The organism is Paenibacillus sp. HWE-109, from assembly GCF_022163125.1.
Classification (GTDB): domain Bacteria; phylum Bacillota; class Bacilli; order Paenibacillales; family NBRC-103111; genus Paenibacillus_E.
This window is the reverse complement of the sequence record NZ_CP091881.1, coordinates 5,843,567-5,866,062: the sequence shown is the minus strand read 5'-3', so window position 1 is coordinate 5,866,062 and position 22,496 is coordinate 5,843,567. Positions and strand designations below refer to the sequence as shown.

At 47.8% G+C, this 22,496-nt stretch carries 17 protein-coding genes; all 17 read left to right on the top strand.

Annotation, left to right across the window (positions count from 1 at the left end):
- Positions 1-7 precede the first annotated feature (7 nt).
- The 17 genes from LOZ80_RS24835 (at position 8) to LOZ80_RS24755 (ending at position 22,495) form a co-directional block, all read left to right on the top strand.
- Complete coding sequence (locus tag LOZ80_RS24835; protein ID WP_238167192.1) at positions 8-1,177, top strand: YhfX family PLP-dependent enzyme; 1,170 nt, start codon at positions 8-10, stop codon at positions 1,175-1,177.
- Entirely contained in the window at positions 1,177-2,406 is a 1,230-nt protein-coding gene (locus tag LOZ80_RS24830; RefSeq protein ID WP_238167191.1) for a phosphopentomutase, read from the top strand. The genes LOZ80_RS24835 and LOZ80_RS24830 overlap by 1 nt, the downstream gene beginning before the upstream one ends.
- A gap of 15 nt (positions 2,407-2,421) precedes the next feature.
- A complete protein-coding gene (locus LOZ80_RS24825; RefSeq protein ID WP_238167190.1) occupies positions 2,422-2,679 on the top strand; it encodes an HPr family phosphocarrier protein in 258 nt (85 codons plus the stop codon).
- Between the two features lie 33 nt (positions 2,680-2,712).
- Positions 2,713-4,455 (top strand): phosphoenolpyruvate--protein phosphotransferase, encoded by a 1,743-nt coding sequence (gene ptsP, locus LOZ80_RS24820; RefSeq protein WP_238167189.1) that lies wholly within the window; start codon positions 2,713-2,715, stop codon positions 4,453-4,455.
- Between the two features lie 455 nt (positions 4,456-4,910).
- Entirely contained in the window at positions 4,911-6,656 is a 1,746-nt protein-coding gene (gene ilvB / locus LOZ80_RS24815) for a biosynthetic-type acetolactate synthase large subunit (RefSeq protein ID WP_238167188.1), read from the top strand.
- Positions 6,653-7,144: an acetolactate synthase small subunit gene (gene ilvN / locus LOZ80_RS24810; protein WP_079414042.1), complete on the top strand. Its 492-nt coding sequence runs from the start codon at positions 6,653-6,655 to the stop codon at positions 7,142-7,144. Before ilvB ends, ilvN begins: the two co-directional genes overlap by 4 nt.
- Before the next feature lie 191 nt (positions 7,145-7,335).
- A complete protein-coding gene (gene ilvC / locus LOZ80_RS24805; protein ID WP_079414041.1) occupies positions 7,336-8,328 on the top strand; it encodes a ketol-acid reductoisomerase in 993 nt (330 codons plus the stop codon).
- A gap of 125 nt (positions 8,329-8,453) precedes the next feature.
- A complete protein-coding gene (locus LOZ80_RS24800; RefSeq protein WP_238167187.1) occupies positions 8,454-10,001 on the top strand; it encodes a 2-isopropylmalate synthase in 1,548 nt (515 codons plus the stop codon).
- 74 nt (positions 10,002-10,075) lie between these two features.
- Entirely contained in the window at positions 10,076-11,272 is a 1,197-nt protein-coding gene (locus tag LOZ80_RS24795; RefSeq protein WP_238167186.1) for an aminotransferase-like domain-containing protein, read from the top strand.
- A gap of 497 nt (positions 11,273-11,769) precedes the next feature.
- Entirely contained in the window at positions 11,770-12,849 is a 1,080-nt protein-coding gene (gene leuB, locus LOZ80_RS24790; protein WP_189009706.1) for a 3-isopropylmalate dehydrogenase, read from the top strand.
- Between the two features lie 489 nt (positions 12,850-13,338).
- Positions 13,339-14,964: a response regulator gene (locus LOZ80_RS24785; protein ID WP_238167185.1), complete on the top strand. Its 1,626-nt coding sequence runs from the start codon at positions 13,339-13,341 to the stop codon at positions 14,962-14,964.
- 2 nt (positions 14,965-14,966) lie between these two features.
- Positions 14,967-16,763, top strand: a complete 1,797-nt coding sequence (locus LOZ80_RS24780) for a cache domain-containing sensor histidine kinase (protein ID WP_238167184.1) — start codon at positions 14,967-14,969, stop codon at positions 16,761-16,763.
- Positions 16,753-17,742: a substrate-binding domain-containing protein gene (locus LOZ80_RS24775; RefSeq protein ID WP_238167183.1), complete on the top strand. Its 990-nt coding sequence runs from the start codon at positions 16,753-16,755 to the stop codon at positions 17,740-17,742. Before LOZ80_RS24780 ends, LOZ80_RS24775 begins: the two co-directional genes overlap by 11 nt.
- A 25-nt stretch (positions 17,743-17,767) precedes the next feature.
- Complete coding sequence (locus LOZ80_RS24770; protein ID WP_238167182.1) at positions 17,768-19,042, top strand: extracellular solute-binding protein; 1,275 nt, start codon at positions 17,768-17,770, stop codon at positions 19,040-19,042.
- A 184-nt stretch (positions 19,043-19,226) separates the two neighbouring features.
- Complete coding sequence (locus LOZ80_RS24765) at positions 19,227-20,600, top strand: ABC transporter substrate-binding protein (protein WP_238167181.1); 1,374 nt, start codon at positions 19,227-19,229, stop codon at positions 20,598-20,600.
- Positions 20,601-20,730: 130 nt separating this feature from the next.
- Entirely contained in the window at positions 20,731-21,633 is a 903-nt protein-coding gene (locus LOZ80_RS24760; protein WP_238173109.1) for a carbohydrate ABC transporter permease, read from the top strand.
- Positions 21,634-21,646: 13 nt separating this feature from the next.
- Positions 21,647-22,495, top strand: coding sequence for a carbohydrate ABC transporter permease (locus LOZ80_RS24755; RefSeq protein WP_238167180.1), 849 nt, complete (start codon positions 21,647-21,649; stop codon positions 22,493-22,495).
- Position 22,496: the final 1 nt, after the last annotated feature.

The following is a 22,496-nucleotide window of genomic DNA, read 5'->3' as shown; positions in this document are numbered from 1 at the left end:
GATCGCTATGTTCTTGGAAAAAACGGTGGAGAGAAACGCCGCATTGATTCAATTTGCGATCGAGCTGCATCAATCAGGGAGTATTATGCCGGATACATATGTCATTGACTTGGATGCAGTATCGAGCAATGCGAGCGTGATGCTGAAGGAAGCGAATCAGCATCAAATCAAGCTTTTTTTTATGACGAAACAGATTGGAAGAAATCCCATTGTCTCTAAGGAACTTGTTCGCCTTGGCTTCGAAGGAGCCGTCGCTGTTGACTTCAGGGAAGCGGAGACGCTGCATGACTACGGGATACCGCTTGCTCATGTGGGGCATTTGGTGCAGACGCCATCACGCATGATTGAGCGTGTTGTCCGCATGAAACCGTCCTGGATGACGGTCTACTCCGTGGAGAAAGCGAGAGAGATTGACGAGGCTTGCCGCCGGATAGGCTGCACGCAGAATGTCTTGCTGCGGGTTATCGACCGCAATGATGTTCTATATCCCGGGCAGTATGGCGGAATTTGGTTGGAAGATTTGCCGCGCAGCATGGAACAATTACTGGAATTGCGCAATATCCGCGTAAGCGGTTTAACGTCATTTCCTTGCTTCCTGTTCGACGCGAAAGCGGGAGATTTTATGCCAACAGTGAATGTGCAAACGATGCAAGCAGCCAAACAGCTGCTTCTGGATCGTTACGGCTTGAAGCTGGAGCAAATGAATATGCCTTCTGCGACTTGTACGCATAGTATTGAGAAGATCGGCGCTCATGGCGGAACTCACGGGGAGCCAGGTCATGGGCTGCTTGGTACAACGCCGATGCATGCTGTCGCCAACCTGGCCGAATACCCGGCCATCGTCTATGTGAGTGAAATCTCTCATCAATTGGATGATAAAAGCTACTGTTATGGGGGCGGGTACTACCAACGAACAATGATCAAGGAAGCGATTGTTGCGGACGCATCCGGGAATTTGCAGCGGGGGGCCGTGCATCCTCCTTCGCTGGATTCGATCGACTACCATTTTGAACTGGATGGAAATTATGATATCGGACAGTCCGTCGTCATGGCTTTTCGCACGCAGATTTTTGTAACAAGAAGCGTTGTGGCTGTTGTAGAAGGGCTGTCGAAGAACCGTCCGAGATTAATTGGTTTGTACGATAGCCAAGGCAGGCCTTTCAAGAGGTTAGGCTAATGGGGAGATTTGTCGTTGTTGTATTGGACAGTTTCGGGATAGGCGCGATGGCGGATGTCGAAGCAGTGCGGCCGCAAGACATAGGCGCGAACACCTGCAAGCATATTATAAAGGCCGTTCCTGACTTGCATCTGCCTAATCTTGCCCAGCTAGGTTTAATGAATGCGCTTGGTGAAGAGGTCGGCGCGATGGGGTACTCCGCAGATGCCGTATTTGGGACAGCTGATTTAATGCATATGGGGGCGGATTCTTTCTATGGGCATCAGGAGCTCATGGGGACGAGGCCGCAACAACCGCTTCTTCAGCCGTTCGCGGAAGTCATAGAGCGCGTGTACGCTGCTTTGTCCAAGGCAGGCTATGCCGTGAGGTACGCTGGTGATAAAGCGCGAATATTAATTGTGAACGATAGTGTGGCCGTTGGCGATAATCTCGAGACAGACCCAGGTCAAGTTTACAACGTATCCGGTTGCCTGGATGTCGTTCCTTTCGAGGATGTCGTGGCGATTGGGCAAGTCGTCCGCAGTGTTGTTCAAGTGGCTCGGGTTATTGCCTTGGGAGGCGAAGCCGTTAGTTTCGAGCAGTTGATGGAGGCTCACGTGGCCAAACTCGACGGCGTACACGCGGGCATAGATACCCCAAAATCAGGATTATATGCTCGCGGCTATCGGGTCATCCATCTGGGATACGGAGTCGATGCTTCGGTACAAATACCGAATATACTAGGGCGTGAGGGCATTGAGGTATCCTTGATTGGCAAAGTCGGAGATATTGTGGATAACCGCTACGGCAGCATCTTTCCCGGTGTGGAAACAGCTTATTTGTTCATCAGGCTGCTTGATGAAGTGGAGAGGATTCAACACGGGTTTATTTGCCTCAACATTCAGGAGACAGACTTAGCCGGACATGCCCAGCATACACAGGGTTATGCGGATTGCTTGCGCGTGTGCGACGCCTATATTGGCGAATTGATGGAACGAATGAAAGATGATGATATCTTGATTGTGACGGCTGATCACGGCAATGATCCGACCATTGGCCACAGCCAGCATACGCGTGAACAAGTTCCCGTCCTTGCCTACCGGCAAGGGGTTCGGGGAATTAAGCTGGGCCATATGCCTACGCTGTCTGATATAGGCGCGACGGTTGCTGATTATTTTAGCGCAGAGCCGCCAGAAAACGGTCAATCGTTTCTATCCAAACTTAAAAAACTAAAAAGCGTATCTTCATAGGGAGTGCTAGCCGATATGGAAAAACAGTTTACAGTGATGAATCACGCAGGCATACATGCGAGACCGGCTAACGCCATCATGGAGAAAGCCGTCTCCTATACATGTCGGATAACGATTCAGAAGGACGCCAAGATAGCGAATGCCAAAAGCATGGTGAGCCTCTTGAAGCTGGGCGCCAAAATGGGAGATACAGTAACGGTCATTACGGAGGGCGAGGATGAAATCGAAGCTATGTCTGCTATTGGAGAAATCGTGCAAAGCCATGTTGATTAGCGGCGATAGCTCGCCAGTACAAGGAGGAAGCCGATGAGCGAGTGGAAAGGCATCGCCGCCTCCGCGGGGTATGCGCTTGGACCAGCCTACGTGCTGCCGCAGAACGAGTATGAGGTAAGCCGGCGCCAATTGGCAGCGAATGAAATTGCAGAGGAAACGCTGAGGTTTGAGGGGAAAGTCGAACAGGCAATTCGTGAGATTGGCGGTTTGCAAGCGAAGGCTGCCTCTGAGACCAAGCAAGAGCAAGCCGCAATCTTCGCGACCCATCTCTCCCTTCTGCGAGATCCGGAATTCGTCGGAGAGATTATTCGGCGGATTGGCTTTGAAGCGATCAATGCCGAGGCTGCTTTGAGCGACGTAACGGATGAATTGATCACTGTGTTCGGATCGATGGATAACGAGTATTTGAAAGAACGCTGCTCGGATGTAAGGGATGTAAGCGCAAGATTAGAGTCTTACCTGCAAGGAGCCGAACATGGCCTTCTGATGGCATTCTCAGAGCCGGTCATTATGATCGGGAATGATTTGGTTCCTTCGCTGACCGCCAAGCTAGACCCCAGTCAAGTCATAGGGTTTGCGATAGAAACAGGAGGGAAAACCTCGCATTCCGCGATCATTGCCCGTTCACTCGGCATTCCGGCGGTGGTTGGTTTAAGTGGAATCGCTACTTCGATCCAGACAGGCGACTATATCATTATAGATGGTCATCAGGGGATCGTCCTTGTGAATCCGCCGGAAGAGTCGCTGTATATGTACCGAAAGTTGATGCAAGCTGAGGCAGTTGGACGATCAAGATATGATGCCTACCTGGGACTAGCGACCGTTACAGCAGACGGACATTTCCTTGAACTTGCGATAAATATAGCCCATCCGCGTGATGCTGCAGCAGCGAAGAAAGCAGGTGCCGAGGGGATTGGGCTGTATCGAACTGAGTTCTTGTTCATGGACAGGAAGGAGATGCCGGATGAAGAGGAGCAGTATCATGCCTACAAGTCGGCCGTCCTGGCGGTAGGCGAACAATATCCGGTCGTTATTCGAACGCTTGATGTCGGCGGGGACAAAGAGATTTCTTATTTGCAGCAAGCAAAAGAAGCCAATCCGTTCCTTGGCTATCGCGCGATTCGTCTGTGTCTCGGCAATGGCAACACGGAGATGTTTAAAATTCAGCTGCGCGCCATTCTGCGGGCCAGCGCTTATGGCAATGTCAAGCTGATGTATCCGATGATCGCTACTCTTCAGGAGCTTCGCGCAGCCAATAGGCTGCTCGCTGAAGCAAAAGAGGAACTCGATCACAGAGGCGAGCGTTATGACACAGACATCCAAGTGGGGATGATGATTGAAGTGCCGGCAGCGGCAATAATTGCCGATCAATTGGCCAAAGAGGCGGATTTTTTCAGCATCGGCACGAATGATCTTGTGCAGTATACGATGGCTGCGGATCGGATGAACGAGCAGGTGGCCCACTTGACGCAGCCCTTTCATCCAGCCGTTCTCCGTTTGATCGACCAGGTCATTCGCGCAGCTCATAGCCAAGGCAAATGGGTTGGCATGTGCGGGGAAATGGCAGGTCAACTTGCCGCTATACCAATCTTGATCGGCATGGGACTTGACGAATTCAGCATGGGTCCTGCCGATGTGCTGCCAGCAAGGGAATTGATCGCGAGATTAAACCGGGGTGAGATGGCGCAGCTGGCGCAGCAGGTGCTGCAGATGGAATCTGCGGAGGAAATCGAGTGCTATGTGAAGGAATGCGTGGGACTCGGAAATATTTCTTGAGCAGTTTCTTCATCAGACTATTGACTATTGCTCGGGGGATGCATATAATAATCTCTAAATCATATTACTTATGACTAACGAATCGGCTATGAAGAGGAAGAAGTAATAAGGGCACTTATGCGCAGAGAGCGTTGGACTTGCTGAAACCATCGCCTTAATCCCTTACGTACGAAGTCACCTCGGAGCTGTTTTCCTGAAACCTGCAGAAACCTGCACGTATTAGGGAGAATCGGAAGAGCACACGTTATCGTGCTGAGGGTAGTGTTCATTCATGAACATACCTGCTAAGGCTATGGACTGTGAAGTGCGTAGCAAATTTGGGTGGTACCACGGAAGCTTGAACCCCTTTCGTCCCGTTAACACGTTTACTGCGTGTACGGGATGAACAGGGGTTTTTCTTATTTTCAAGAAGCTTGATGATTGACAAGAACTGACTTTTCGAGAGGAGGATCACAATGAATGTTCAAACTGAACCAAAACGCTCAAAAGAAGAACTGATTGAAAAGCTGACGCAACCAGACCTGATTACAGGTTCTGAGATTTTGCTGAGAAGCTTATTGCTGGAGGGTGTGGACTGCGTCTTTGGATATCCTGGCGGCGCTGTATTGTACATCTATGATGCTATGCACGGTTTTGACGATTTTAATCACTTGTTGACGAGGCATGAACAAGGCGCCATTCACGCAGCCGATGGATATGCTCGTTCCACTGGCAAAGTTGGCGTATGTATCGCAACTTCCGGACCGGGGGCAACGAACCTAGTCACAGGAATTGCTACAGCATATATGGATTCCGTTCCGTTAGTCGTTATTACAGGGAACGTTGCTACAAATTTCATTGGTACGGATGCTTTCCAAGAGGCGGATATTACCGGGATTACAATGCCGATCACCAAACACAGCTACTTGGTTAGAGATGTCAATGACCTGCCGCGTATCATTCACGAAGCGTTCCATATTGCCAACTCAGGTCGTAAGGGTCCGGTTCTCATTGACATACCAAAGGATGTCTCCGCTCATAAAACGATATTTAAACCAGTGACGGATGTTAGCATCCGCGGCTATAACCCTACGGTACAGCCGAATAAATTGCAAGTAGACAAACTGATCAAGGCTATTGAAGAGGCAGAACGTCCAGTGATTATCGCTGGCGGCGGTGTTGTTTACTCCGATGCTTCCAAGGAATTGATCGAGTTCGTCAACAAAACGCGTATTCCCGTTGCGACTACATTGCTTGGATTGAGCGGCTTCCCTAGCGCGCACGAGCTATGGCTCGGCATGCCAGGCATGCACGGAACGTATACAGCGAATACGGCGATTCAAAATGCGGATCTGCTCATTTCCATCGGTTCCCGGTTTGATGATCGGGTAACGATGAATTTAAACGGGTTTGCGCCAAAAGTAAAAGTGATCGCCCATATCGATGTGGATCCGGCGGAAATCGGCAAGAACGTGAAAACGGACATCCCTTGTGTTGGCGACGTTAAGGCAGTTCTAGCCTACGCGAATACCAAAGCAAGGCCTGCTAAGAACGAAGCTTGGATCGCTGAACTTCAGGATAACAAAGTGAAGTTCCCGCTCAAATACGGCGATACCGAAACGGAATTGAAACCGCAATTCGTTGTCGAAATGATTAGTGAGACAACAAACGGAGAAGCGATCATCACGACAGACGTTGGACAGCACCAAATGTGGGCTGCACAATTCTATCGCTTCAAGAATCCGCGCTCCTTGGTTACTTCCGGCGGACTTGGCACGATGGGCTTCGGATTCCCGTCCGCGATCGGTGCCCAGATGGGGAACCCGGACAAACTCGTTGTCTCCATTAACGGCGACGGCGGCGTGCAGATGTGTGCGCAAGAGCTTGCGATCTGTGCGATTAACAACATTCCGGTGAAGGTTGTTATTATTAACAACCAAGTGCTGGGCATGGTTCGTCAATGGCAAGAAATCATCTACGAGAACCGTTACAGCCATATTGATCTGGCTGGCAGCCCGGATTTCGTGAAGCTGGCAGAAGCTTACGGCGTAAAAGGCTTGCGGGCCACGACGAAAGAAGAAGCGAGAAGAGCATGGCAGGAGGCACTCGATACACCGGGTCCTGTCGTTATTGATTTCGTCGTACCAAAAGGAGAGAACGTGTTCCCAATGGTTAAAGCGGGCGATACAATTAGTGACATGCTAATGGGGGATTCGGAATGACGACAACTAAACATACAGTTTCCGTACTCGTAAACAATCAGCCAGGTGTTCTGCAGCGTGTATCCGGTTTGTTCGGACGCCGTGGCTTTAATATCGAAAGCATCACCGTAGGGGAGTCCGAAGAACTCGGACTTTCCCGGATGGTGATCGTAACAACGGGGGATGACAATACGCTGGAGCAAATCTCCAAGCAATTGTACAAGCTGATTGACGTCATTAAAGTCGTTGATCTGAGCGCGAACCCGATGGTAGCCAGAGAACTCGCACTTATCAAAGTAAATGCAGAGCCAATTATGCGTCCGGAAATCCTCGGAATCGTAGAAACGTTCCGCGCGGCGGTTGTCGATATTGGACCAGCTTCAATTATCGTGCAAGTTGTCGGAGATTCAGATAAAATAGATGCTATGGTTGAATTGCTTCGTCCATACGGCATTCGTGAGCTTTCCCGTACAGGGGCTACAGCCATGATACGCGGTTCAGTAAGATAATAGATTCATACAACGTTGAAAAGTAGGTTAGCCTCCTTGAGTGGGGCTTTCAGCGGCGTACTCTTTAGCGCTTTAAAAGGATGATCGCTGGCGATGTCGGCGCTCGCATGCTTCAGAGGGTAAATCGTTGAAACACCCACTCAAGGGGTAGACAATTACGGATTCATCATATCAAAGGAGGATTTATTCGAATGGCAGTTACTACTTATTATGAAAAAGATGCAGACTTAGCGGTACTTAAAGGCAAAACGATTGCAGTGGTTGGTTATGGTTCCCAAGGGCACGCACAAGCACAAAACTTGCGTGACAGTGGATTGAACGTTATTATCGGACTTCGTGAAGGCCGTTCTTGGAACGCTGCGAAAAACGATGGTTTTGAAGTTGTTTCTGTTGAAGAAGCAGCACGTCGCGCTGACGTGATCCAAATCTTGATGCCGGATGAGACGCAAGCCCGCGTATACCGTGAGTCCATTCAACCGAACATGAAACAAGGCGCAGCGATCATGTTCTCCCACGGTTTCAACATCCATTTCGGACAAATCGTAGCTCCTGAAGGTACAGATGTATTCCTGGTAGCTCCGAAATCCCCAGGTCACATGGTACGTCGTACGTACGTTGAAGGCTTTGGCGTTCCTGGCTTGATCGCAATCGAAAAAGACGCTACTGGCAACGCAAAAGCAATCGGTCTTGCTTATGCCAAAGGTATCGGCTGTACACGCGCAGGGGTTATCGAAACTTCCTTCCGTGAAGAAACAGAAACTGATTTGTTCGGTGAGCAAGCCGTTCTTTGCGGTGGTGCTTCTGAACTGGTTAAAGCAGGTTTCGAAACATTGGTTGAAGCTGGTTATGCACCAGAAATGGCTTACTTCGAGTGTCTGCACGAACTGAAATTGATCGTTGACATGATGTATGAAGGCGGACTTGCTTCCATGCGCAGCTCTATCTCCAACACAGCTGAGTACGGTGACTATGTAACTGGACCTCGCATCATCACAGCTGAAACGAAAAAAGCGATGAAAGCTGTTCTTACAGATATTCAACAAGGTAAATTCGCTCGCGACTTCATCTTGGAAAACCAATCCAACTTTGCGTTCATGAACGCAACTCGCCGCAATGAAGCAGAGCACCCAATCGAAGTGGTTGGTAAAGAACTGCGCGAAATGATGCACTGGATCAAAAAATAATTCGTCATTCTGACGAATGCCATAGCTTTACCATTCCACAGGGAGTGATTGAGGAGAATTTCCCAATCACTCCCTGTGAATACTATACAGACGAGTAAACAACCATCTTTAGGAGGTGACTATGGGTGCGCAAAATCTACATCTTTGATACAACGCTCAGAGACGGAGAGCAATCGCCAGGTGTGAACCTGAATACGCAGGAGAAGGTCGAAATCGCGCTGCAGCTGGAGAAGCTGGGCGTCGATCGTATGGAAGCGGGCTTCCCGGCGGCATCGCCTGGTGACTTGGCCGGTGTAAATGCCGTAGCCAGAGCCATCAAGAATGCTTCTGTCATCGGTTTGTCCCGTTCGAGGGAGAATGATATCGAGGCTGTTCGCGAAGCGCTGAAGGGCGCTGTGGACCCTTGTATTCATCTATTCCTGGCGACGTCGCCGATTCACCGCCAGCATAAGCTGCGGATGGAGAAGCACCAAGTGTTGGAAGCCGCGGAAGCTGCCATCAAATATGCGAAGAAATATTTCAGCAAAATTGAGTTTTCCCTTGAGGATGCAGGTCGTACAGAACTTGATTTCATCGTTGAAGTGACGGCGATGGCTGTGAAGGCCGGAGCGTCCGTCGTTAATATTCCGGATACCGTTGGCTTTATGACGCCATATGATTACGGGAACATCTTCAAAGTCGTCAAGGAGCAAGTGCCTGGCGTCGAGAAGATTCAGCTCAGCGCGCACTGCCATGACGATCTCGGCATGGCTACAGCCAACGCGCTGGCAGCGGTTCTGAACGGTGCCGATCAAATCGAAGGCACCATCAACGGCATCGGCGAGCGCGCAGGCAACACCTCGATCGAGGAAGTTGTTATGGCGCTCGAAACGCGCCAAGATTTCTACCAAGCGAAAACCTCGCTTGTGTTGAAAGAGATTTACCGCACCAGCCGCTTGGTCAGCAAGCTGACCGGCATGGTGGTGCCAGGCAACAAGGCGATCGTCGGCGCTAACGCGTTCGCGCATGAGTCCGGCATCCACCAGGATGGGATGCTCAAAGAGAAAACGACCTACGAGATTATTTCCCCAGAGACCATCGGTGTCAAGGAAAGCAAGCTCGTGATGGGCAAACACTCCGGACGCCACGCGTTCCGCGAGAAGTTGATCGACCTCGGCTACGAGCTCGGAGACGAGCAAGTGAACGCGGCCTTCGCCAAATTCAAGGATTTGGCGGATCGCAAGAAGCAAGTCGAAGACGAGGACATTCGCGCGTTGATCGAAGAGAAGCTGATCGAGACGCCGGAAGTATTCGCACTAGGCACGCTTCAAGTGGCGTATGGCAATCAAATGACGCCAACGGCAACCGTTCACGTGCGCTTGGAAGATGGCAGTGAAGTCGCAGAAAGCGCAGTCGGCAACGGCTCGGTAGATGCGATTTACAATGCGATTGACAAAGCGACGAAGGAAGAGGTGGAACTGGACGACTACTCCATCAAATCCGTTTCCCACGGGAAAGATGCGCTCGGCGAAGTTCACGTTGTTTTGAAACAAAACGATGTGTCCGTTCAAGGCCGCGGCATCTCGACAGATATCCTCGAAGCCAGCGCCAAAGCTTATTTGGACGCTGTGAACAGGCTGATCGAGAAACGTAAAACCCCAACCAGCAACAGAAGCAACGTTACGTTGATATAATCAACAGGATAAGCACCTCGCCTCCATGCAAGAGGAGGGGTGCTTTCTACAAATGTGAAAGGATGCGTCCAGATATGAAATATCGATTTTCGAAATCGTTGGAAGGCTTCTCATCCTCAGCGGTCAGAGAAATTCTCAAGCTGACACAAGGCAGTTCGATTATTTCTTTTGCCGGCGGATTGCCTGCTGAAGAGTTTTTTCCCTTGGATGCCGTTAGCGATGCGTTCAAACGCGTCATTAAGGGTGGCAAATCGGCGCTGCAATATGGCTTGACCGAAGGTTACAAACCGCTGCGTGAATCCTTATGCAAGCGGATGGCAGCCAAAAATATGCACGTGACGCCGGATGAAATGCTGCTTACAACAGGCTCGCAGCAAGCCATTGATTTGCTTACTCGCGTGTATATTGATGAAGGCGATATCATTTTGGTCGAAAGACCGACGTATTTGGCTGCGATTCAAGTATTTCAGGCCAAAGGGGCTAAGATTTATTCCGTAGACAGCGACAATGACGGGATGATTCTCGAAGATCTCGCGGCAAAAATTGCTGAGCATAACCCGAAACTGGTCTATGTCATTCCGACGTTCTCCAACCCGGCTGGCCGTGCATGGAGTCTGGAACGCCGTCAAGGCTTGCTGGATATTTGCCGCGGCGCGGATGTGCTGATTCTGGAAGATGATCCCTACGGCGAAATTCAGTTTGATGAAACGCAAAACTATCCAACGATTTTCTCGCTAGGCGGCAAAGCTGAAGGCGGGAATGTCGTGTATACGAGCACTTTCTCCAAAACGGTGGCGCCTGCTTTCCGCTCAGGATGGGTGATCGGGGACGAGAACATCATTCGCCAAATTGCCCGCTTTAAGCAATCGGCTGATCTTCATTCCAGCACGATCGATCAGCAGACGCTGTACCATTTGCTTGAGCATTTCGATCTTGACGCTCATATCTCCCTTATACGCGAGCAGTATTATGATCGGATGAAATTCATGAGCGGCTTGCTGGCCGAGCTGAATTTGCCTGGTCTGAAATGGGAAGAACCGAAAGGCGGCATGTTCATCTGGGTGGAACTTCCAACAAACATGCGCGCGGAGGAGCTGCTCAAAATCGCGGTCAAGGAAGGCGTAGCCTTTGTTCCGGGTGCTACCTTCTTTGCTGAAAATCCGCAGCACAACACCTTGCGCTTGAACTACACGCATACGGATCGGGAAACAACGATCCTCGGCATGCAGAAGTTAGCGAAAGCGATGGAGTCTTTTCTGCAGAATGCCTAAGCCATCCTTTCATGAGGCTCACTTCGGGAAATAAGGCAGCGGAAAGTGCTTGTTTCTCCGGAGTAGGCCTATCTCACACGCCCTCCCCCTATTGTGCAAATAAGAGTCTTCAACAGCTCCTATTTGCACAAAAAGAGGGTTTTTTTCATGTATAGGAGTCCTTAAGGACTCTTATCTCCGGTGAAACACGCAGAAACTCCCTAACACGATGCAGTAAGAGTCTCAAACAGCTCTTATTTGCGCGAAAAGTGGCATTCATACACGAATAGAAGTCCTTGGAGGCTCTTATCGGGAGGAAAAGCCTAGAAGGCAAAACCAACCGTTCGATCAAGGTGTGAAAACAGGATAGGCTCCTGTTAATGCTTATAGGCGATACCTATAAAAGCAATAGCTTTTATATCTAATGAAGAAGGTTATCTTATGTTACAATGAGAGCATCATATGCGATAGTAGATGCGTACTAACAGTTTTACTAAATTAAGGAGTGAATAACAGTCATGGCAGATGTAAAAAAAATTGCGATCATTGCTGGAGACGGTATTGGTCCTGAAGTTGTAGCAGAAGCAGAAAAAGTGTTGAAACGTACCGAAGCATTATTCGGTTATCAATTTGAAACCGAACATGCTTTGTTCGGTGGTATTGCAATCGATGAGAAAGGCACACCGCTTCCGCAAGAAACATTGGAAGTGTGTCAATCCGCAGACGCTGTTCTGCTTGGAGCTGTTGGTGGTCCGAAATGGGACAACAACTCCAAAGAGCTTCGTCCCGAAACAGGCCTTCTCGGCATTCGCAAAGCGCTTGGCTTGTTCTCCAACATTCGTCCGGCATTCATTTTCGATTGCTTGAAAGAAGCGTCCACGTTGAAACCAGAAGTGCTGGAAGGCACTGACTTGATCGTTGTGCGTGAGTTGACAGGCGGGATCTACTTCGGTGAGAAATTCCGTCGTGAGACAGCTAACGGTCAAGAAGCGGTTGATACTTGTGCTTATAATGTAACTGAAATTGAGCGTATCGCGCGTCAAGCGTTTGAAATTGCTCAAACGCGTCGTAAGAAGCTTGCTTCCGTAGACAAAGCGAACGTTCTGGAAACTTCCCGTCTATGGCGCGAAACGGTTAACCGGATTGCGGTTGACTATCCGGATGTTGAACTTGAGCACGTGCTTGTAGACAACTGTGCGATGCAATTGCTGCGTCGTCCGTCCAGCTTCGATGTTATCGTAACGGAAAACATGTTTGGCGACATCCTAAGCGATGAAGCTGCTATGTTGACTGGTTCCATCGGGATGTTGGCTTCCGCTTCGCTTGGCGAAGGCAGTTTCGGCTTGTACGAGCCGGTACATGGCTCTGCGCCTGATATTGCTGGTCAAGGGATCTCCAACCCAATTGCAACAATCTTGTCGGTCGCTCTGATGTTCCGTTTGACATTTGGTTACCATGAAGCAGCGGATTCCATTGAGCGCGCAGTGAAAGAAGTGCTGGATGCGGGTCACCGTACAGGCGATATCGCTGTTGATAAGAGCACGGCTATCGGTACATTGGCAATGGGCCAATTGATCGTTGACGCTATGCGTAAATAGTAAAATAAGCTTGCTTGCCGAGGCATCTGATGCTTCGGAGAGCGAGCTTTTTTTTGTGGAAGTTTGACAGATACATCGCCGCTTGGCCGCCCACAGCCTTGTAAAACAACTTACTACTATTAATGACATGTATTGTTATATATTACCTCGAATCACGCGGCCACAAACAAGATTTAAGGCAGAAAATGGCTGCCTTAGCGGCGCTCTAATTCAAACAACTGCGTAATCCCCCTGCCAATCCAAACCGGTGGGGGGGATTATTTGTGTGCAGCCGATCGAATGATTATTCCAATTTTTATCAGTAATGCAAATAAAACCATTCGAATAGGCTCTATCCGATACAAGCAAAGGCTTGTATAATGATGATGACATCATGCGAAAAAAGCCTATTGCAATCTATAAAAGGGTTTTGATGTGTCATTACTTTGCATCCTTGTCTGTGGCAGGATTCCTGACACTAATCGAAACTCATTTTAAGCAAAGAATGGGGTGAACATCATATATCGAATCATAATCGTGGACGATGAAATTGAGGTAAGAGAAGGGATCAAAGAGAGCATCGAGTGGGAACGGCACGGTTTTGAATGTATCGGAGACTATAGGAATGGCAAAGAAGCTTTGGAAGCGATTGCAGACCTTAGGCCGGATTTGGTTTTGTCGGATATTTGCATGCCGTTCATGGATGGGATGGAGCTAACCAGGCAAATTCAATTGAAATATCCGTATATCAAGGTGATTATTCTCACGGGCCATGATGAGTTTGACTACGCCCAGCAAGCGCTGCGTTTGAAAGTTCACGATTTTGTTATCAAACCGATTACGGCAAATGAAATTCGCAGTCTGCTGGATAGAGTGAAGGCAGAAATGGACAAGGAAGCGGAAAGCCGCGAAAACCTCTCCCATTTGAAAATGCAGCTGCATCAAAGCCTGCCTTTGTTGAGAGAACGATTTTTGGAACAGCTGATGAGCGGTACCCTAAGTGAAAGAAAGATTCTGGAGCGGTTTCACTATTTCGGGCTTCCGTTAATCGAACCGCCTTATCTTGTTGTCGCCATTGACATTGATAATTTGGACGAAATCAAGAAGGAAAGATGGCAGAACGATCCGGAGCTTTTCCGATCTGCTGCCTACAATATTGTGCAGGAAGTAGTGGAAAGCAAAGAAGCCATTGTTTTCCGCACGAGGGAAGAGAGAATGGTCGTTCTCTTCTATGGAGAATCAGGAAACGAACTCGATGAAGCTGCGCTCAACTTGTCTGAGGTCATGCGCTTCTGCATGGAGAAATATTTGAAATGTACGGTTACGGTTGGCGTCGGCACGATGTGCAGAACTTTGCACGAGCTCCCACTCTCTTACAAAGGGGCGATCTCGGCGCTGGATTACAGGTTCATGCTCGGCAACAACAGAGTCATCTCTATTCAGGATATGGAGGGCGGCAACAGGCCTGTTCAGCAACTGGATATGGAATGGAACCGAAAGTTCTCTACCGTGATCAAGACGGGAACGTTCGGGGAAACGCAAGCGTTGATCGAACAATTAATCAGTTGTCTTAAGGCTTCTTTAATGCCCATGGGCGGCTGTTATTTACAAATTCAATCGATCATTATTTCCATAATGAACACGATTCATGAGTTCGAAGGCAATCACAGCAAGCATTTCAAAGGATATGACATCGCTCAAAAAGAGATCAATCAGTTCAAAACGTTGGAGGAAATTGAGGAGTGGCTCAAAACGATTTGTAAAGAAGCGATTTTATTTGTGGCGGAGCAGCGAAACGATCAAACGAAAATGCAAGTTCTGAGTGTGATCGATTACATCGAAAAGCATTATGTGAACGAGAACCTTTCCGTCGATGAACTTTGCCGCCATGTCCATTTGAGCAAAAGCTACTTTAGTTCTGTGTTTAAGCAGAATAAGGAACAAACGATTATGGAGTACGTAACGCGCGTGCGGATCGATAAAGCCAAAGATTTGCTAAATCAGACGTCTTTGAAATCCTATGAAGTGGCGTTAAAAGTTGGCTACAGCGACCCTCAATATTTCAGTGTGTTATTTAAAAAGCATACGGGAACGACACCTACGGAATACCGAGATAAGTTGTTGAAGGAGAAATAAAGATGAGAAAAGGACGGAATGTCGGATCATTTCTATTCAAATTCAGAAGCATTCAATCCAGTATTTCTGTCGTCTTCTCGTGTCTGATTCTGTTTCTGATCGTGATTACAAGTTACATCTCTTATCGTTTGTCCGCTGATGCGGTAGAAATGAATTCCAAACATTATATCTCTGAAATCGTCAAACAAGTGAATATTAATCTTCAATCCTATATCACCAATATGGAAGATATTTCTCTGCTCGCATCCACGAACAAGGACGTGAAATATTATATTACGGGTACGAGCTTTATTAGCGATGAAGAGCGCAGGCCGTATGAGAAACGTATATCCGATTTATTTCAATCTATTTTGATTACCCGCAAAGATATTGCCTCGATCATGGTATTTGGCTACAACAAAAGATTTGTCTCAGACCGTAGAATTACAAGCCTGAACTTGAACGCCAACTTCGAAGAACAGCCTTGGTACAGAAACGCGAAGGCGGAGGGAGGAAGATCCGTCATTTCCGCTCCGCACGTCCAGAACATGATTCAGAACGAGTACCGGTGGGTTGTTTCACTAAGCCGTGAGCTGAAAAGCGCAGACGGCATTACGGGAGATGGTATTTTCCTCGTTGATCTAAATCTGAGTGTTATAAACCAAATTTGCAATCAGATTAACCTCGGCAAAAGAGGCTATGTTTTCATCGTCGATAAGGATGGCAGCATCGTGTATCATCCGCAGCAGAAGCTGATCAACAGTAATCTGAAAACGGAGATGATCGATCAGGTCAAACAATCCGGGAGCGGCAGTTTCACGACAGGGGAAGGCAACAAAAAAAGGATGTATACAATCCAGGAGACGCATTTCGGCTGGAAAATCGTCGGGGTCGCCTATGCCAATGAACTCATTGCCAACCAATATCAGATTAATGTCTCTTATTTCTTGTGGACCATCTTAGCTCTAGTCATCGCGTTATGCCTCTCATTTATTCTTTCTCGTCACCTTTCACAACCGATCAAACTGCTGCAAAGAAACATGAAACAAGTGGAAAAAGGAGATTTCACGATTCGTTCGGACTTTCAAAGCAAGAATGAAATCGGGCAATTAAGCCACACGTTCACGATTATGGTTGGCCGCATTCGAGATTTGATGAATCAAATTATTCAAAATGAAGAAAGCAAGCGCAAGAGCGAGATGAAGCTGCTGGAAGCGCAAATCAATCCTCATTTTTTGTATAACACGCTCGATTCCATCATCTGGATGGCGGAGCGTAAAAAGCATGATGAGGTTGTGCTGATGACCTCCTCTCTGGCCAAGCTGTTTCGTGCCATTATTCATAAAAATGATGAAACTGTTCCCGTTCGGGTAGAGATTGAGCATATTACCAACTATCTCCAGATTCAAACGATGCGATATAAGGATAAGCTTGATTTTCGGATCGACGTAGATACTGGGATTCTGGATGTGCATATTCCCAAAATTATTTTGCAGCCTATTGTCGAGAATGCGATTTATCATGGGATTAAAAACAGCCTGGAGCCTGGACAGGTAACCATAACAGGGACAGAAGCTGGGGATACGATTGTCTTTGTCGTCGCTGATAATGGCGTCGGCATGGAGCAGGAGCAGATGGAGCAAATCTTGAAGTCGAGAGATGGCGTTGTCAAGGGAATTGGCGTCAGCAATGTGAATGAACGTATCCAACTATTCGGAAATGAGTTCGGTCTGTCTTATAAGAGCGAAAAGTGGGTAGGCACGGAAGTCAGGATTGTTCTCCCCAAATGCCTCCAGAAAGGAGCCGATCATGCACCTTAAAAAGCCGGTTATCTGGGCAGTGCTGCTCGCGATTACGGTTGGTTTCGTCGTAGTTATCGGCATGGAGATGCTGCGGATCACGAATCCTAAGAAACTGGAGATTGCAATTGTGTTGAAAACGAATAATATTCGCTCGGATTACTGGCAAATGGTTCGTTCAGGCGCAGAAGAGGCTGCCAAGGAGTACGCAGTGAACCTCGACATTAGGGGGCCGTTATCAGAAAGCGATACGGCTGCGCAAATTCGCAGCGTGGATGAAGCACTGGCGAAGAAACCGGACGCGATCATTCTCGCTGCAAGTGACTACGATGCCCTATCATCCGCCGCCGAGAAAATAACCAAATCCGGCACGAAGCTTATCTTGATCGATTCACCGGTTCGCTCTCATCCGGAGGCAAGCCTGATTATGACTGACAATACCGAAGCGGGGAGGCAAGCCGGCCTGATCTTGGCGGAAGGGCAGAATGACTCCTTATTTCGCGTAATGACGCTTAGCAGCGGCAAGGAGTCGCTCACAGAGAAAGAACGTCAGGACGGATGCCAAGCAGCGTTTGCCGCTTTTCCCGGCGTTGCCTATGCAGGAAATTTCGAGCTTGCAGGAACAGAGGATGAGGTTTATGAACAGGTCAAAAATCTATTGGCTATGTATCCAGACATCCAAGGGATTGCCGCTATGAATGAAACGGCGACCTTAGGAGCTGCGAGGGCAGTTAAAGAAATGAAACGCGGGAACCGCACCAAGATTGTCGGCTTCGACAGTTCCATTTATCAAATCAAGCTTTTGGAAGAAGGTATTTTAAAGGCTGAAATCGTGAAAAAACCATTCAATCTCGGCTATGTAGCTGTTGAAACGGCAGTTCAAGCTTCCTCGGGTATCAAAGTGGACCCCAAGATTAATATCGAATCCCGTGCCATCACCAGAGAAAATATGTATACGCAAGAAAATCAGGAGCTTCTCTTCCCAATGGTAGAAAAGTAGTCATTTGACTAGAGGGGGTCAAACCATGAGCCAATTCGATCAAAGAAAAAGGGGTTTGTTGATCATACTTTTGCAGCTTACGGCTGTGTTATTCACGGGATGTACCCGGGAGGACGGTCTTGGATCGGCTTCCGCCAATCCCGATGCTAAAGCATCGATTACCTTCGTAGCCGCAGAGTATAGCTCGTCTACCAAGCCCTATTTTGAGAAACTGGTGAAAGATTTCGAGACGAAGTACCCGAACATCACGGTCGAACTGCAGGTCATTAACTGGGATATTCTGGATAGTGCCTACAATACCATGATTAGCCGCAACGAGCCCCCGGATTTGCTGCTCACGAACATTTATGCGCATTTTGCCAAGGACGGGCTGCTCAACAGTATGGATGATATCATGTCGAAAGAGCTGAAGGACGATATTTACCCTTACTTGATGGAGAGCAGTAAAATGGAGGGCACGCAATACACGGTTCCTTATGTCGCTACGATCCGGCAATTGTACTATAACAAAGATATTTTCAATGAAGTTGGGATTACACAGCCACCGAAAGATTGGAAATCCTTAGAGGAAGACGCGCGTAAAATTAAGGAAACTAAACAAGTTGACGGCTTTGGCGTTGATTTGACGGATAACGAAATCTGGGCTTATCTCTCCTATTTCTTTTACGGTGCTGGCGGGGGCTGGATGAAAAATGGCGAGTGGGCGATCAATTCTCCTGAAAATGTGGAAGGCATCACGTTTCTGAAAGATTTGTATGAAAAAGGGTTAACGGATGCGGAGCCAACCGTGACGACGCGCGACGAGAAGCAGCGCATCCTTGGCAACGGCAAGCTGGGCATGCTGATTTCCGGCAATTATTTTGAGACGGTCGTTCCGCAGGAGTACCCGGGACTGAAATGGGGGAAAGGGCCAATCCCGGTCAAAGTGGGTCAGACACCTTTGGTACTAGGCGTGCAGGACGTTCTGATGTCGTTCAAAACCAATCATACGAATAAGGAGGCTTTATCCAAATTCCTCGATTTTATGTATGAAGATGCGCGTTACGAAGAGTTTGTCCTCCGGGAAGGGTTTCTTCCAACCATTCGAACGGTAGGCAGCAAACTTGCGAAGGATGATCCGTCTATGAAGCAAAATTTGGACGCGATTAAAACTGCAAAGTTTTACCCCATTCAGGATCCAGCTTGGTCGGCTGTTCTTAATGCAACCAGAAATATGGGGCAAACTGTGCTGCTCGGTCAGACAAGTCCGAAACAGGCGCTGGACCGGCTGCAGCAAATTGCTTTGAACAAAAGTCATTGAGTTGTGCATGAGAACAAGTCTAGGAAATGATTCCAGGCTTGTTTTGTTTTTTTATACAATACGCGTCCAAAGACAATACATTTTTAACTATTTACAGTTTTTTTATCAATGGTTGCGAACCATGAAAATCACTATGATTAAGGTGTAAGAAAGGATCAACATAACGCTGGGGAGGTCATTTCGAATGAGAACATCCAAAAAAGTAGTGGCATGGGGTATGGTATTGTCGACAGTTATGTTAACACTGAGTGGTTGCGGAAGCAATAATGGGAGTACGACGCCTCCGACAACGAAGCCTGTTGAAAGCGCTAAATCGACGGAGAGCGCAAAGGCAGGGGGAACGAAGCTTGCCGGAGATTTCGAAATCCAATATTTTGTTGGTGGATACGGAGATATGTGGTGGAAACAAGCGATTGCTGATTTCCAAAAGCAGAATCCTGATCTCAAAATTAAAGAGTCCGCCGGAGCAAAAATTAATGATCAAATGAAACCACGCTGGCTGCAAGGCAATCCGCCTGATTTTGTATACATTGACGGAGCCGGCTCCAACACAAGGCAAATGGTTACGGACGACCAATTGATGGATATTACGGATTGGTTAAAAGACGCCAAAAATATCGATGGGAAGAAAATTCTCGATCTGCTGATCGCTCCGCCTGAGGAGTACAAGCCAGGAAAAGCATATGCTGTTCCGTTAGTTTTCGGATCCTGGGGCACGTTCTACGATAAAGCGTTATTCAAAAGCAAAGGGTGGGAAGCGCCTGTAGATTTCCAAAGCTTCATGGCTTTAGGGGAGAAAATTAAAGCGGATGGCAAGATGAGCGATTACATCCATACAGGAGTTTATCCCTATTACATTAATGGAGCCTTGCTCGATCCAACCATCATCGCGATGAACAACTATGATACTTCCATTTCCAAGAAAATCAATACGCTCGAGAAAGGTGTTTGGAAGAGCGATCCGGTGATGAAAGCACTGGACAAAATTGTGCAAATCAGAGACAAGGGGCTTATCGATAAAGCGTCTCCGGCGCTAAACCACACAGATTCCCAATCCCAATGGCTGCAGCATAAAGCGGCGTTCATCCCTACCGGCATTTGGGTGGAAAGCGAGATGGCGAAGGACATTCCGGCTGGATTCGAATTCGGCTTCTTGCCTTCTATCGGTCAGGATAAAGGCGGCAAGTTTGTAGCAAATCCTTACACATCCACTGTGGGTATTGCCAAGAAAGCCAAAAACCCAGAAGCAGCTAAAGCGTTTATGCAATTTATTTTCACTGAAAAACAAAGCAAACTATGGGCGGAGCTTTCCAAAGCCCCTTCGAACATTAAGGCTGATCTGGAAGGAACGAATGCACCGGCTCTGACGAAAGAAGCAGCTAAATTCTACAACTCGCCGAATACGGTTGTCGCGCCTGAAATCGTCATTCCAGAGGAGCTTGTCACAGCAAGAAACAACGCGACGATCGCGCTTACCAAAGGCGAAATTACACCGCAGCAGTGGGCGGATCGCATGGAAGAAGCGACGGACAAAATTCGCGCTAAAGAAAAGAAATAATTCCGTAAATGTGTTGAACGATAGTGAGGGAATGAAAGATTCCCTTGCTATCGCTCCGACATTTGGATTGGGGGAAGTTATGAAAGCGAGACAGACAGACACAACTACCATGTACGATCGGAATAAGAGTATGAGAACCGGTACTGCAAAGATGAAGCGGAACCTATTCATTCTTTCCTTTATCCTGCCAACCTTGCTTTTGTATCTTGTTTTTACCGTGTATCCCCTGTTTAAAGGTATTTATCTTAGTTTGTTTGATTGGTCGGGCGGTTCTGAAACGTATAACTTTATCGGTCTTGGCAATTTCAAGGACCTGCTGCATGACGATATTATTTTAAAAACAATTCGCAACGACTACATTCTGGTTATCGGCAAAGTCATTGGTTTTATGCTCTTATCGATGTTCCTTGCATTGGCGTTAACCCGTTTCAATATGAAAGGCTCAAGCTTTTATCGAATCATTTTCTTTCTGCCTAATGTGCTTTCCGTTGTCGTGGTCGGTGTGCTCTGGCGCTATGTGTATAATCCGAATCTCGGATTTTTGAATTCTTTCATCTCTTTATTTACTGAGAAAAAGTTCGATTTTGCCTGGTTAGGCGACAAATGGTCGATCTTCGCGCTCTTGCCGCCTGCGATTTGGGCGGGGGTAGGATTCACGATCATTCTGCTGGTTGCCGGGATTCTAAGCATCCCCTCGTCGTTATACGAATCGGCGGACATTGACGGCGCGTCACAGTGGCATCAATTTTGGCAAATTACCCTTCCCTTGTCGTGGGAGCAGATCCAGACTTCGGTTCTCTGGATTGTCATGACAACACTCAATGGATCATTCGTCATCGTCACGATCATGACCTTTGAAGGAGGAGTGGATAATGCGACACAGGTCATGGGCTCCTATCTGTATTTGAATGCCTTCAAGTTCGGCCAATTCAGTTATGCGTCTGCGATTGGCGTTCTCATTCTGGTGCTTTCTTTGATCACGACAGCAACGCTGCAAAGGCTGATGAAGAAAGAAACCATCGAATTAACGTAGAGGGGTAATGAGTATGAGTCAAGCAACGCTTCATCCCGTATTTCGTTTATTTTTCAAAGTGTGCTTAATCGCCTGGTCCGTATGTATTCTTTATCCGCTGATCTGGACAGTTCTAAGTTCACTAAAGGATAATCAGCAGTTTTTTCTAGGCAAGCCGTGGGATCTGCCCAAGCTTCCCTTGCTCTGGTCCAACTTTACGTTTGTGTGGGAAAAATATCATTTCGGGTCCAACTTTGCGAACTCACTCGTTGTGACTGTGGTCAGCACGGCTGCCGCAGTGCTTTTATCGGCTACGACAGCCTATGTCATTGCGAGGTTTACGTTCAAAGGAAATGGCTTGCTGTATTATTCGTACCTTTCTTACATGATGATTCCCACATTTCTGGGCATTATTCCTTTATTTTTTCTGCTGAACGATCTGCATCTTACGAACAACTTGTTTGGGTTAACCTTGGTTTACACGGTAACGGCAGTGCCGTTCGCTGTGTTCGTATTAGTCAGTTTTTTTAAAACTTTGCCTGGCGAATTGGAAGAAGCAGCTTCAATAGACGGCGCTTCCCACTATGGCATCTTCTTTCGGGTGATGCTTCCTCTGGCCAAGCCGGGATTAATTTCTGTCGCTATTATTACTGTGCTCAATACATGGAATGAATATGTTTTTGCGCTGGTGCTGATTAGCGACCCTACGAAATATACGATACCGGTTGCGATTGCGGTTATGCAGGGCGAAATGCAGTACAGGACAGAATGGGGACCGCTATTCGCTGCGCTGATTATTTCGATGGGTCCGCCGATCTTATTTTACGTCATTTTTCAAAAGCAAATTACAGGAGGCATTACGGCAGGGGCTCTAAAAGGTTAAC

Excerpts from the sequence above, each read along its gene's own strand:
- leuB (WP_189009706.1), top strand. The coding sequence starts at position 11,770 with ATGGCAGATGTAAAAAAAATTGCGATCATTGCTGGAGACGGTATTGGT.
- ptsP (WP_238167189.1), top strand. The coding sequence starts at position 2,713 with ATGAGCGAGTGGAAAGGCATCGCCGCCTCCGCGGGGTATGCGCTTGGA.
- ilvC (WP_079414041.1), top strand. The coding sequence starts at position 7,336 with ATGGCAGTTACTACTTATTATGAAAAAGATGCAGACTTAGCGGTACTT.
- LOZ80_RS24780 (WP_238167184.1), top strand. The coding sequence starts at position 14,967 with ATGAGAAAAGGACGGAATGTCGGATCATTTCTATTCAAATTCAGAAGC.
- LOZ80_RS24830 (WP_238167191.1), top strand. The coding sequence starts at position 1,177 with ATGGGGAGATTTGTCGTTGTTGTATTGGACAGTTTCGGGATAGGCGCG.
- LOZ80_RS24825 (WP_238167190.1), top strand. The coding sequence starts at position 2,422 with ATGGAAAAACAGTTTACAGTGATGAATCACGCAGGCATACATGCGAGA.
- LOZ80_RS24835 (WP_238167192.1), top strand. The coding sequence starts at position 8 with ATGTTCTTGGAAAAAACGGTGGAGAGAAACGCCGCATTGATTCAATTT.
- LOZ80_RS24775 (WP_238167183.1), top strand. The coding sequence starts at position 16,753 with ATGCACCTTAAAAAGCCGGTTATCTGGGCAGTGCTGCTCGCGATTACG.
- LOZ80_RS24770 (WP_238167182.1), top strand. The coding sequence starts at position 17,768 with ATGAGCCAATTCGATCAAAGAAAAAGGGGTTTGTTGATCATACTTTTG.
- LOZ80_RS24760 (WP_238173109.1), top strand. The coding sequence starts at position 20,731 with ATGAGAACCGGTACTGCAAAGATGAAGCGGAACCTATTCATTCTTTCC.
- ilvB (WP_238167188.1), top strand. The coding sequence starts at position 4,911 with ATGAATGTTCAAACTGAACCAAAACGCTCAAAAGAAGAACTGATTGAA.
- LOZ80_RS24765 (WP_238167181.1), top strand. The coding sequence starts at position 19,227 with ATGAGAACATCCAAAAAAGTAGTGGCATGGGGTATGGTATTGTCGACA.
- LOZ80_RS24795 (WP_238167186.1), top strand. The coding sequence starts at position 10,076 with ATGAAATATCGATTTTCGAAATCGTTGGAAGGCTTCTCATCCTCAGCG.
- ilvN (WP_079414042.1), top strand. The coding sequence starts at position 6,653 with ATGACGACAACTAAACATACAGTTTCCGTACTCGTAAACAATCAGCCA.
- LOZ80_RS24755 (WP_238167180.1), top strand. The coding sequence starts at position 21,647 with ATGAGTCAAGCAACGCTTCATCCCGTATTTCGTTTATTTTTCAAAGTG.